Source organism: Bacillus sp. 7884-1 (assembly GCF_002272245.1).
In the GTDB taxonomy this organism is placed as follows: Bacteria; Bacillota; Bacilli; order Bacillales; family Cytobacillaceae; genus Neobacillus.
This window is the reverse complement of sequence record NZ_NPDD01000127.1, coordinates 15040-27635: the sequence shown is the minus strand read 5'-3', so window position 1 is coordinate 27635 and position 12596 is coordinate 15040. Positions and strand designations below refer to the sequence as shown.

Here is a 12596-nt window from a genome sequence, read left to right as displayed (position 1 = left end):
TTTACAATAGTAGGTGTGATGGGATTTTGCAGAGAAAAAAAACAACGATGTTAATTATTATGGGTAGTTTGTTATTTGTGAGTTTTTTCCTATATCTCCTTCTGCCAGATCGAAATCAAACAAAAGTGGAAAGTGTTAAGGCGATAGCTTCTGTTAATCAAGAACATACAGAAAATACAGGAGATACTGCAGCTGAAAATGCTCCAGCTGAAGAAGTGGGACAAACAGATCTAGTAGAAGAGAATGATAAACCCATAACGGAAGATATAAAGGCTAAGGTCAGGGAAGTAGTGGAAATTGCATTAGATTTTTTCAAAAAGGATCAAAAGATTGTGGCGATTGGTGACTCTTTAACGGAAGGTATTGGAGATGAAACAAAGAATGACGGCTATGTCGGCATTCTTAATCACACGTTTGAAGACAATAACCTTAATATCACGGTAGAAAACTTCGGTAAAAAAGGAAACCGGTCAGATCAATTACTTAAACGGCTGGAAAAAGAAGAGATTGCCTCTGCCATTAAAGAGGCAGATATGGTACTAATCACAATTGGTGCGAATGACATTATGAATGTACTAAAATCCAATTTTATGAATGTTACGATGGAACCCTTCCAAGAGGAAAGGTTGAAATATATCGAGCGTTTAAGAGCTATTTTTAATAAAATTAATGATCTGAATCCAGATACCCAAATTTATCTAATTGGATTTTATAATCCGTTTGAACGGCATTTTGGTGAAATCAAAGAACTTGGAATGATTATTGATAATTGGAATGATGCTGGAAAATCTCTTGCAGAAGAATACGAAAATATAAGGTATATTCCAACAAAAGACTTATTCAGTAATTCAAACGTAGACTTATTGGCAGAAGATGAATTCCATCCAAATTCAAGTGGCTATAAACTAATGGCCAAACGAGTTTTAGAATTTTTGAAAGAATCTAATGAAGAATCCGAGATTGACAAAGTCGAAGTAGCATCATAATCCTGACCGATTCCATTGCCACAGGGACGGTTCTCTTGGTCTACCTTGACCAAGAGAACCGTCCCTGTGTATTTTGTCTTTATTGCAAATTAGCATAGCATAAGGTAATCAATTTGTTTTTATTATCCAAAATCCATTTGCAGCGTATCGCGGATTTTTTAATATATTCTTTTACGATATCAATGGAGCTAACCTGATCCAAATAACGACCTAGAAAATGAATGAATACATCGAGACTTCTAAGTTGGATAAGGATAGGAATGGCTTCGATTTCATCTTCTGTCATTTTTCGAGATTGTCCATAACCGGACAGAAACGCATTGATTTTTGCCCAAGTCTTGGCTTCTTCTTCGCTAGGTTCGATGAAGTCTGATAAGCAAACAGCCAGTTCCATCACCCGTAAATCGTTCGTAACAAATTCAAAATCGAGAGCAGCTGATACAATCCCATCTTCATTGACCAGAATGTTGGACGCGTTTAAATCGCCATGAACAAGTTGATGTGGCAATTGCCTTAATCTAGAAATCTGCTCCGTAAAAGAGGTGAGCTGATCATAAATAACTTGTAAATCAGTATTCTGTTCCGAAAATTCTCTCGGAGGGTTTTTGCAGAAGTTCAAAACTTCCTGTAATGAACAACTAGGATGAGTGCTATCAATCTCATAATAAGGGTTGTAGGCAGGTCGTTGATTGATTTGAACATTTGCTAGAGAAGCTGACAATTCAGTAGCAGTTCTCCCGTAAGAATGAATTTCTGCTATTTCACCCAGAGCAGGGTTTACTCCATCCAAGTATCGAAATAAACTGGCAATCTTACCATCCATGGTTCGTACAATCGTTTTTCCATCACGTGATCGGACAGGCTCAGGAATAGAAATAGTTAAAGGCATTTCCGTTAAAGTAACTAGGATCGCATGCTCATACTTTACCTTATCTTCATCCTGATGGGTTTCGTAAACTCGGAGGACATATTGATTATCATCAACACGGACAAATCGAGTCGTATTATTTGCACCACTTTGCCCAACCCATGTCTCCCAGCTGCCTGCGGGGAAGTATTGGACAAGTACTTCATCTATGTATAAATTCTTTTGTAAGTTCATAATAGTAGTCCTTTGCTTTTTTGTATGTATTTGATGTAAGTATATCATGAGCAACACACAATAGGGACGCTTCTCTTGGCTCAAGTTACATAAAAAGTGGACCAATAGAACCGTCCCCATGAACTCCTTTTCTTGTTATCCTAATGGTCAGGATAGTAGAATAATACTATGTTATTATATTTATCACAGCTAATTGTAATAGAATGACAAAAATCAGTATTTTTATTTGATAAGTATCTTTCGTAGACGCAGGTTAGAGGACTTAGAGGCCCTCGAAAATATTTTAATGTTACAGTATCGCTGGTACCACATATTAAGGAGGTAGGATTGACATGGCACGGAAAAAGGAATTCGATGAAGATGCTGCTCTGCTTAAAGCCATGCAGTTATTTTGGGAACAAGGTTATGAAAAGACATCCATGCAGGAACTGGTGTCGCATATGGGGGTTCATAAAGGGAGTATGTATGATACTTTTGGTGATAAACAATCCTTGTATGTCAAAACATTGAAACGTTATAGTGAAATGTTGGAGGAATTGGTTAACGAACGTATGTCTGATACCCGTTCGGCTAGGGAAGCAATCCAATTATTGTTTGAAATGGCAATCCAACAACAAAAAGAGTTTCCCAAGGGTTGCTTCCTAGTGAATACGGCTGTTGAGTTGGCAAAACATGATTCTGAGGCAATAGATTTGGTTCATCTGAGATGGACCTCTTTAGAACAGTTAATACGTAATCTTATTGTGGAAGGCCAACAATCGGGAGAATTTTCCAAGACACTTAATGCGGAAGGGATGTCTTATTATTTTCTTAATGCATTAATAGGACTGCGCGTGATGGTTAAGACGATAACGGACAGGGAAAAATTACACCAAATTATTGAAATGAATCTGACGGTATTGGAATAGATGCAACAATTACTCTATAGTGCCTATTAGACATCAAAAGAACCGTAAGGCGACCATGCCTTACGGTTTTTTTTCAAAAATGTAAAAATCGTCTTTGCATTTCATTAACTTGGGAGTTGCTTACATTTAAGAATGAACATTCAAAAATAATTCTTGACCAAACGTTCTTAAATGTGATGAATTATTTTCGAAAGGAGTAATCATTGAGCTATCTTGGACAAACTGTTTGCTCACAAATTTCTTTAAAGCGTTTTTTAGCCAAGCACCCCCATAAAATCCAAAATTAAACAAAGGGAGATACACCAATGACAGAAACGATTACCAAACAACAAAGTAATGTGAAACCCACAGACAAGACTGCCATTCGTCCCTTTCAAGTGAATGTACCGGAAGAAGAAATTTCTGAACTGAAAAGACGAATTAACGCAACAAGATGGCCAGAGAGGGAAACGGTATCGGATCAATCGCAAGGCACTCAGCTCGGAACGATTCAAGAACTTGCTCGTTACTGGGCGGACGAATACGACTGGCGCAAAATCGAGTCGAGAATCAACTCCTTCCCGCATTTCATTACCGAGATCGACGGACTCGACTTCCACTTCCTTCACGTTCGTTCGAAGCATGAGAACGCGATGCCGATCCTCATTGCGCACGGATGGCCGGGCTCGATCATCGAGCAAATGAAACTGATCGAACCGCTTACCAATCCTACGGAGTACGGCGGAAACGAATCAGATGCATTCCACGTGGTCATTCCATCGATGCCTGGCTATGGGTTCTTTGGCAAGCCGACCACGACCGGATGGAACCCTAAACGCATCGCACGCGCATATGGTGAACTGATGACTCGCCTTGGATACACGCAGTTTGTGGCGCAGGGCGGAGATTGGGGTTCGATCGTCGTTAACTTTATGGGCGTTCAGGAATCTAAAGGATTGATCGGCATTCACACCAACATGCCTGAAGTCATTCCGTCCGATGTTGATGCAGCGATCTGGTCCGGCAACCCGCTGCCGTCCGGTCTTTCAGACGAAGAGAAAAAAGTGTGCGAGCAAGTTCGCGAAAATAAATCCGCCTACGCCTTCCAAATGGGAACGCGTCCGCAGACGCTGACCGGCCTGGTGGATTCGCCTGTCGGTTTGGCATCCTTTATGATTGACCACGACTGGAAGAGCCATGCCCTGATTGCGAGATCTTTTGCCGGAGTCAAAGAAGGGCTAACGCGCGACGACGTTCTAGACAACATAACGCTTTTCTGGTTTACGAACACAGCGATTTCAGCAGCCCGTCTCTACTGGGAGAACACCGTTGCCGGAATCTCCTTCTTCGCTGTTAAAGGGGTCAAGCTCCCAGTTGCCGTTAGCGTATTTCCGGACGAAATGTATGAAGCACCGAAGAGCTGGACAGAAAAAGCGTACCCGAATCTCATCCACTACAACAAGCTTCCTAAGGGCGGACACTTCGCAGCTTGGGAGCAGCCGGAGTTTATCACTTCAGAACTCCGCACTGCATTCAAATCTTTACGCTGATTCGAGTTAGGTGGAATCAGCTCACATGGTAATGCTTTACGTGAACAGCTTTTGTCATAACCATGCAAAAGTACCACCCAAATCACTGTCTTGGCGGTCCGCCAGGGGCTTGCAAATGGATGTTGGTCCCAAACGCTCCTGACGAATTGGGATTGCTGGATCGTCGGGTCATGGTTTTGTTAACGTTAACGATAGTGAAAAATTAATCTAATTTACAAAATAACAAGTGAAAGCGATGCAGCTCTAATAAAGTTGGAGCTGCATTTTTATCTTGTTTCAAGAGTTAGGTGAACTTTATATCATTTTCAAACTTCATTGAGATTTTATAAAGCCTCGAGGCTAGACCAAATATCATTGATCTAGAAAGCGCGTAATAATCAAAATTCCAATCCCTAATACACATATAACGTAAATAAATAAACTATTTAATGAACGCAATCCCCCTCTTTTTATCAAATACTCATTTATTCCAAAGAAAAAAATAATCGGTATGATCCACCAAAATACTTTTAATATAGCAAATGCAGTGGCTCCGCTATCATTAAATAGGAAGCCTACTCCCATTAAAAATAATGAAAATCCTAGGGATAGTATCAACAAATATCTAACAAAATACGGTAAAAATTTCACGAAATACCTCCGCAGAAAATAGGTTATCTTGTATATCATTCACGTTTATTATTTTATGTAAAGAAAACGCAGGTTATAATTCCTATCCAAGCTGAATTCCAATTGATAATTAACTTGGCACTTGAAATGACACAAAAAAGTGACTTACTTTTCCATTTTCACGAATGAGGCTATTAGTTAGTCTAGATTTTGGAATGGTGTATATATACATATTTGAAAAATTAATAGTAAATAATAGAAAATATATCGGTTAAAAGGAAGGAACTTGAATGGGTCGCTTTCGAGCACTAGTTAAAAAGATGGTCTTTCAAGAAGAGACGGATTTAAATAATTTAAATAAAACGCATCATTTGAATAGTAATCAACAAGCTTCTAATGAAAAATCAATTACTAAAGCCAACTACGAAACGACACTATCAGACTTTGGTGATAGTTTTGATCTTGTTCATCGGTCATTTAATGATGATGAAATTCACATCGTATATTTAAACTCATTAGTAGATTCCAAAACATTAGAGTGGGAAATACTCTCACCCCTACGAGAAATGCCCTTGAATCATTTAGAACAATCTTTTCAACAATCATTGTTTAAACGAGAAAATAATCAAGAAAAAGTAATTAATGGAATCCTAGATGGTAATGTGTCTTTGTTTGCTGGGGAGAATACATATTTAATAAATGTATCTGGATTCGAGGAACGCTCCATTTCAGAATCTGAAACAGAGGCTGTAATAAATGGACCCCATGATTCATTTAATGAGGCATTAAAAACAAACGTTTCCTTGATTAGAAGAAGAGTGAGAAGTCCTCGCTTAAAAATGGTTAAGTTATCTGTTGGGGAAATCTCAAAAACAAAAGTTCTTTTAATTTATATTGAGGGTATTGCAAATATGGATAATGTGAATCAGCTTAATGAGAGGATTCAATCTGTTAAAGTTGATTCCATATCTGATTCCAATGTTTTGATTCAAATAATTGATGATCATCAACATTCGCCATTCCCACAATTTTATACCACTGAAAGACCAGATATAGCTGTGACAAAACTATATTCTGGAAAGATAATCGGACTTGTCGATGATAGTCCAAACATTTTTTGTACTCCTTCAAGTTTCTTTGATTTTTTTGAGTCACCAGATGACTATAATCAGCGTTGGATTATAGGAACAGGGGTTAGGATTCTTCGATATTTAGCCTTATTTATTACATTAATACTCACGGCTTTTTATGTCTCTATATGTACCTATCATTACGAAATGATTCCTCAATCCCTGCTTCAAAGCATTATGCAGTCCAGGAGTAGAGTACCTTTTCCGCCCATCGTTGAAGCTATATTTTTAGAAATCGTCATTGAACTGCTAAGGGAGGCGGGTGCGAGACTGCCTACCAAAATTGGTCAAACGATTGGAATTGTAGGTGGTATTGTAATTGGCCAAGCAGCTGTTGAAGCTGGAATTACAAGTAATATCTTAATCATTGTTGTAGCTGTATCGGCGATTGCTTCATTCATTGTCCCGAGTTATATAATGAGTGCTTCCATTAGAACCGTTCGGTTCCTATTTATTCTAGCGGCAGGTTTTTTGGGGAATATTGGGATTTTTTTCACTTTTGGAATAGTAATCGTCCACTTAACTGGGTTAACAAATTTATCTTCACCTTATTTTATGCCGATTTCTCCTACCTACTTCAAAGATTGGATGGATAGTATCGTGAGAGGGCCTTTTAATAAAATAAAAAAAGGACAACCACTGCAATCTTTGATGCAAAACGATGGTGAAAAAGAGAGGAATTAAAGGTGATAATATGAAGGAACGACTCCATCCACTTCAACTATCTATTCTAATCATGATGATGCAAAATGGTCTCGTCGCGTATAGTTTACCTCGACTAACTGCCGAATATTTCGGAACAAATGGCTGGTTAAGTATTATTTTCATTTTCGTACTCGTTAATATTAATCTTATGATGATTGCAATCATTTATAAGCTGGGTAAAGGCAGGTCAATCTTTGAAATTATTGAAGCGATCGTTCCCAAATGGGTAATGGTGCCCATCTATTTGTTTATCATTGGAATTTGGATTGGAATAGCAAGCATGATTATGAGGGAATATATCTTGATTTACAAATTGATGTTTTTTCCCTTTTTACCTGACATACTATTTATCATTTTATTTACTATTATAAGTTTTCAATTGCTAAGAGGTGGAATCTACCACATAGCTAAAGCAAGTGTGGTTTTATTCTTCTTCGTGGAGCTGATGATTTTATTAATTTTTTATCTTTTTCCAGAATTTGAATTTGCACGTTTTACTACTTTCTTTTTTAAGGGTGAAACGGATTATTTCAAGGGAGCCCTTCATGTATATACAGCTTTTTTAGGTAGTGAAGTATCCATTCTTTTTTTTCCAATGGTTGAAAAAAAATGGACAAAGGCTCTTTTTATTGGAAATATTATCTCCACGTTGCTCTATTTAACTGTCCTCTTTTTAAGCTTTGGCTTTTTTAGCTTCAATCAAATTTTACATGATAAATACCCAGTTATGACATTGTTTGAATATACAGAAGTTCCTTTCCTTTCACGAGCCGAAAATCTCTGCTTTTCCGTTTTTGCTTTCAAGGTATTAACAACAATTGTCATCTATTACTGGGGAGCACAGCAAATTTTTGGGAATATGTTGAAAAGTATTAAGCCTAATGTTTGGATTTTCCTAATACTATCAAGTGGTTCTTCCCTTGCATTGGTCCCAGAAACCATTGTAGATGTCGAAAAGTGGTTAAGGTGGCTGAGTAATTATGCAATAGGTATAGCTTGGGCATTACCTGTCTTTGTGCTATGCCTCCTTTTTTTTCAAAATCTGAAAAACCGCCTTAATAGGGAGACGGATCATGCAAAATAAAAATACTATATTAATTACAATATGTGCTTTGTTATTAACAGGTTGCGGAACAAGTAATATTATTGAAGATTTAGGAATTATTCAATCTGTTGCTTTCGATATGTCTGAAAGTAAAGAAAATCCACTTAAAACAACTGTCTTATTTCCCGCAGTTTCTAAAGAAGGAACGTTTAATACTCAGACTTTAACTGTTAATGGAAAATCAACTCATGACACCTACCTTAAACTTCAAAATTCAACAAATTTAAACCTTGTTGGAGGGCAGAGTACCATTCTCTTTGGAGAGGAACTCTCAAAAAAAGGACTTATGAATGTTGTTGAGACATTTACAAGGGATCCACAAGTCGGAACTCGAGTTAAATTTGCTATCGTGGAGGGAAAAGGAGAAGAGCTGCTAAAAAAAAAGATGCCCTCTATTACAGATAATGCTGAATACCTTTATACGTTCATCGAGAAATTAGGTAAACAAAATAACGTTTTAAATACTAATAAATATCGTTTTTTAAGAGATTATTACGACGATGGTATTGACCCGGTTTTACCGGTTTTATCCTATGAAGGCAAGAAAATTGAATTAATAGGATTGGGTACTTTTAAAGGAGATCAGTATGTTTCACGCCTAACTTTAAGTGAAACACAGATCCTAAATTTTTTAAGTGGAGACATCAAACATGGCAGTTTATTGATTAATATTCATGATGATGTGTCAGGAAAAAATGAACAGCTTTACTTAAGTAGTATCCATTCTGTTAATGATAAAAAAGTAAACACAAACGAGAATATGACGGTTGAAATTATGTTAGATATAAAAGGAAGCGTCCTTGCATACACAGGTCCAATGGATTTAAGTGAAGAAAAGAATCAAAGAAAAATGGAAAAACAGGTTGAAAAATATTTAATTTCCCATTCAAAAAAGCTGTTATTCAGATTACAAAAAGATAAGACAGATCCAATAGGAATAGGAAAATTAGTACGAAATAATCTATCCTATGAAAGATGGAACAAGATGGAGTGGGATAAGGTTTACTCAAATTTGAATTATAAAGTAAAAGTAAAAGTAGATTTGATAAATACAGGAAAATCAACATGAAGGAACAATTGGTTAATTTAAGAATATTTTGCATCCAAATAGAATAGGAAGGTTTATCAAAGAGCTGTTTTGCAGCTCTTATTTTTATGATTTGAGGATTTGAATATGTTCTACACAAATTTAAGAACGTTCATTCAAAATGATTATTGACCGATTGTTCTTAAATGTGTTAAATTTGCTTTGCAAGGAAGAGCCATAAATGTACACTATTAAATTTGAAAGAAGGAAACAGAATGAAAAGGATGCTTTGGGTCATTTTAATGATGTCATGTTGTGCCACGTTTATTTCATCGTTATTCCCTTTATATAGTGAGTATTATCAACTTAGTAATCTCCAAATTACTATCCTATTTGCCATCTATGCCGCTTTCTTAATTCCTACCTTGCTGATAGTAGGTGCTAGGGGGAGTGACTGGGGATTAAAAAGAGTCGTCCGTTTTAGTATATTGATCTCAATCTTATCAACATTGATTTTTATTATGAGTCATGCTGTCTGGATGCTCTATGTGGCTAGAATATTAGAAGGCATCGCTTATGGCGCTTTTACAGGTACGGCCAGTGTTTTCTTATTAAAACAAACACCTCACGATAAAGTAAGTACGACACTTAAACTGTCAGGGATAACAGTAAACATTGGTTTTGGCCTTGGTCCGGCTATCTCCGGTTTAATCGTACAGTATGTGCATTTTCAGCCGCTTCATTTGCCATATTGGTTTCTGCTCATTATGTTATTGATTTCCTTAGTATTTCTTGAACTGTTACCGAAACAGGAGGAAGACCAAGGGAAAAAACAATCTAAAATTAAGATTTCGCTTGGTGTTCCGAACGATATTCGGTCCCATTTTTGGTCAATGATTGGTCTTCCGATCTTTACTGCTTTTACGTTATGCGGGATTGTGCTTTCTCTTATTCCATCTTTCACCAAGAATGTCGTACACACCGATAATCTCTCTATTTCCGGGATGTTAATATTATTGCTTTTAGGTGGGGGAGCCTTGGTGCAGCTCTTTCCTTGGCCGCGTAACCATATTTCACGAATGCGTATGGGAATCCTGTTACTTACGATTGGTTCATGGGTTATCGTTTTTTCCGGTCACACAGCAATTTTATTCTTGCTTTGGACGGGAATCTTTATTCTAGCCATTGGTGCAGGATGGACGTTTCAAGTTGCATTAAGATTAGCTGGTGAATTACCAAAACCAGCAGACCGCGCCCGAGTGATAACTGCATTTTATTTATGTGCATACACAGGATTTATTGGTCCGGTTGTTGGTGTAGGAGTATTGACTCAATTTTTTACTTTAAACCTATCGTTGATTGTGTTAAATCTGCTTGCTGGGCTTATTGCAATCTATGTTTTATGTTACTCTGTGAAGTTTAATACTTCCTATTCTAAAGAGACCGCCAGTTCCAATCTCGTTCAATCAACGAATTAATACGAAATTTCTTTGGCTGGTTCGTATCGATAAAATGAATCGGTAAATGAGGTGAAGAATCTTGGAACTGAGACAATTAGAATACTTCATAGCCCTTTGTGAAGATCTGCATTTTACAAAAACAGCTGAAAAACTAAATATTGGCCAACCTACATTAAGCTATCAAATGAAAACGCTGGAGGATGAACTGGGTGTTCGTTTATTTGATCGTTTAGGTAAAAAAATAGCGATGACGGAGGCAGGAGAAATCCTCTTAGAACATGGCATAAAAGTTTTCACCAATATAAAATTTGCTATTGAACAAATAGACGAGCTGCAAAAAGTAAAAAGAGGGAAATTAGTAATAGGGGCACTTTCTGGGGACTTAAGTCTAATAGCCTCCAAGGTTTTGAATGAGTTCTATGCTACGTACCCTTATGTTCAGATTCAGTTATATGCGGTTGATGATGCGGTAGAAAAGGTAAAACAAAATGAAATTGATTTGGCTCTAACCTTCATGTCAAAACCAGATGATAGTTTTATCCATATTCCTTTATACCAGGATGAGTTCTATTTAGTGGTACGAGCTGATCATGCTTGGTCTGACATGGAGAACATTGAGTTTAGTGAGATACAATATATTCCGCTTATATTAAATCCGATAGGTCATTGTTTTAGGAAATTACTTGATGAGGCGTGTCTGTCTGATGAGATTAACCTTCAACCTATCATTGAATCTACCGATTCAAAGACAATATTGGATCTGGTTGAGGAGGGGATCGGGGCTACCATTATTTCTAGTACACTCTTTTTACTGGAGAATAAAGGGAGTTTAAAGGCTATTAAAATAACAAATCCAGCTTTCCACAAGCAAGTGTCCATTGTTTACCATAAACAAAAATACATTGGAACAGCTGCAAAGGGTTTTATCGAAATATTAATGAACTTTTTAAAAGAACATAGGGGATTAGAAGAGAGCTATAAATAGTTAATATAGATGGGTGAATATCAGACACAATAAATGATGTGTCTGATATTTTTTTTTCAGGGGAAAATGATTTCCTTTATCTAACTCCTTACCGGCAGGCGAAAAATGGTATAAGGGTTTTGTTAGGCACTAAGCACTGGTTCTCTTATTCTTTAGTAATCGATCTTTAATTAGTTTTGTAAGAAAAAGGAAAGGAATGTATAAATAGATAAATACAAATCCGACGTTAGAGGCAATATTACTTATCATGTCTACGCTTTCAAGATCTTTCAACATTATCGAAGCTATTATGATTAAAAGGATAAACAGTACTAATGATACCTTCGGCTGAACTGAAAACGTTCTCTTGGTGATTCTGGTACATGCCCACATGGAGATACCCATCGGAGGAATGATGTCCAATAACAAAATAAAAATAAATATATATTCAAACCTCTCTAAAAAACTAAAGTGGACGATTTTCACCATCATTAGGGTAGCCCAGGGTAGTTGTTCTATAACATCTTGATTAAAATAGAGAATTGAAATAAAGGTTACGATCAGGTAAACGATGATGGTATATAAATTCCCAAGGTAGGCCCATTTTGGTATTTTCGCTGAGTCCTTTATAAAAGGGTAGTACATTAAAACCCACTCAAAACCGAGAAAAAGAAAAGTTGATGCCTTTGCTGATAAGAGTAAATCACCTATAGGATGACTGAAAACGGGCAGTAAATAAATGTAGTTCATATGCTTGATAGGGAAGTATACTAGAATAAATAATAAAGATGGTAAAATAACTCCCCAAAAGCTGAAACCTGTTAAAATACGGAATCCACTGGATACGATATAAAATAATAGAACACCGAATATGATACTAAGTTGCCAGGTTTTAATGGTTGGATAAACACATGTTTGTATAACCCAGATAAAAAGAGACCAATTGGTCTCTTTTTGTAGTATTAAAAAACAATTTTATCAAATGTCTATCTCGTTCGATTTATCATCTAATTTGTTAATCATATCAATCAAAAATCTTGTATTGTTAATATTTCAGAATACTTATACTAT

The 12596-nt window shown here is 36.6% G+C and carries 11 protein-coding genes; 8 read left to right on the top strand and 3 right to left on the bottom strand.

The features are described from left to right. Positions 1–26 precede the first annotated feature (26 nt). Entirely contained in the window at positions 27–986 is a 960-nt protein-coding gene (locus tag CHI06_RS15175; protein ID WP_257009315.1) for an SGNH/GDSL hydrolase family protein, read from the top strand. A 79-nt stretch (positions 987–1065) separates the two neighbouring features. Here CHI06_RS15175 and CHI06_RS15170 read toward each other — a convergent pair whose 3' ends face one another. Next, positions 1066–2088 carry a phosphotransferase gene (locus CHI06_RS15170; protein ID WP_179292634.1) on the bottom strand — a complete coding sequence of 341 codons (1023 nt, stop codon included), beginning with the start codon at positions 2086–2088 and terminating at the stop codon, positions 1066–1068. A gap of 332 nt (positions 2089–2420) precedes the next feature. Between CHI06_RS15170 and CHI06_RS15165 the strand changes: the two genes are divergently transcribed. Next, complete coding sequence (locus CHI06_RS15165) at positions 2421–2996, top strand: TetR/AcrR family transcriptional regulator (protein ID WP_095249462.1); 576 nt, start codon at positions 2421–2423, stop codon at positions 2994–2996. 305 nt (positions 2997–3301) lie between these two features. Beyond that, positions 3302–4525 (top strand): epoxide hydrolase family protein, encoded by a 1224-nt coding sequence (locus CHI06_RS15160; RefSeq protein ID WP_095249460.1) that lies wholly within the window; start codon positions 3302–3304, stop codon positions 4523–4525. Between the two features lie 351 nt (positions 4526–4876). On the opposite strand, the gene CHI06_RS15155 is transcribed toward CHI06_RS15160, so the two are convergent. Beyond that, complete coding sequence (locus CHI06_RS15155) at positions 4877–5155, bottom strand: hypothetical protein (RefSeq protein WP_095249458.1); 279 nt, start codon at positions 5153–5155, stop codon at positions 4877–4879. A gap of 269 nt (positions 5156–5424) precedes the next feature. Between CHI06_RS15155 and CHI06_RS15150 the strand changes: the two genes are divergently transcribed. The 5 genes from CHI06_RS15150 (at position 5425) to CHI06_RS15130 (ending at position 11546) form a co-directional block, all read left to right on the top strand. Beyond that, positions 5425–6948, top strand: a complete 1524-nt coding sequence (locus tag CHI06_RS15150) for a spore germination protein (protein ID WP_257009314.1) — start codon at positions 5425–5427, stop codon at positions 6946–6948. After that, a complete protein-coding gene (locus CHI06_RS15145; RefSeq protein ID WP_095249457.1) occupies positions 6926–8053 on the top strand; it encodes a GerAB/ArcD/ProY family transporter in 1128 nt (375 codons plus the stop codon). The genes CHI06_RS15150 and CHI06_RS15145 overlap by 23 nt, the downstream gene beginning before the upstream one ends. Further along, the gene (locus CHI06_RS15140; RefSeq protein WP_095249455.1) at positions 8043–9143 is read left to right on the top strand and encodes a Ger(x)C family spore germination protein; all 1101 of its coding nucleotides are present in this window, start codon (positions 8043–8045) and stop codon (positions 9141–9143) included. Before CHI06_RS15145 ends, CHI06_RS15140 begins: the two co-directional genes overlap by 11 nt. Before the next feature lie 233 nt (positions 9144–9376). Then, on the top strand, positions 9377–10579 hold the full coding sequence (locus tag CHI06_RS15135) for an MFS transporter (RefSeq protein WP_095249453.1): 1203 nt from the start codon (positions 9377–9379) through the stop codon (positions 10577–10579). Between the two features lie 61 nt (positions 10580–10640). Further along, a complete protein-coding gene (locus tag CHI06_RS15130; protein WP_095249451.1) occupies positions 10641–11546 on the top strand; it encodes a LysR family transcriptional regulator in 906 nt (301 codons plus the stop codon). A 129-nt stretch (positions 11547–11675) separates the two neighbouring features. On the opposite strand, the gene CHI06_RS15125 is transcribed toward CHI06_RS15130, so the two are convergent. Beyond that, positions 11676–12455 carry a spore germination protein gene (locus CHI06_RS15125; RefSeq protein ID WP_257009317.1) on the bottom strand — a complete coding sequence of 260 codons (780 nt, stop codon included), beginning with the start codon at positions 12453–12455 and terminating at the stop codon, positions 11676–11678. Between the last annotated feature and the right edge of the window lie 141 nt (positions 12456–12596).

Excerpts from the sequence above, each read along its gene's own strand:
- CHI06_RS15170 (WP_179292634.1), bottom strand. The coding sequence starts at position 2,088 with ATGAACTTACAAAAGAATTTATACATAGATGAAGTACTTGTCCAATAC.
- CHI06_RS15165 (WP_095249462.1), top strand. The coding sequence starts at position 2,421 with ATGGCACGGAAAAAGGAATTCGATGAAGATGCTGCTCTGCTTAAAGCC.
- CHI06_RS15160 (WP_095249460.1), top strand. The coding sequence starts at position 3,302 with ATGACAGAAACGATTACCAAACAACAAAGTAATGTGAAACCCACAGAC.
- CHI06_RS15150 (WP_257009314.1), top strand. The coding sequence starts at position 5,425 with ATGGGTCGCTTTCGAGCACTAGTTAAAAAGATGGTCTTTCAAGAAGAG.
- CHI06_RS15145 (WP_095249457.1), top strand. The coding sequence starts at position 6,926 with ATGGTGAAAAAGAGAGGAATTAAAGGTGATAATATGAAGGAACGACTC.
- CHI06_RS15140 (WP_095249455.1), top strand. The coding sequence starts at position 8,043 with ATGCAAAATAAAAATACTATATTAATTACAATATGTGCTTTGTTATTA.
- CHI06_RS15135 (WP_095249453.1), top strand. The coding sequence starts at position 9,377 with ATGAAAAGGATGCTTTGGGTCATTTTAATGATGTCATGTTGTGCCACG.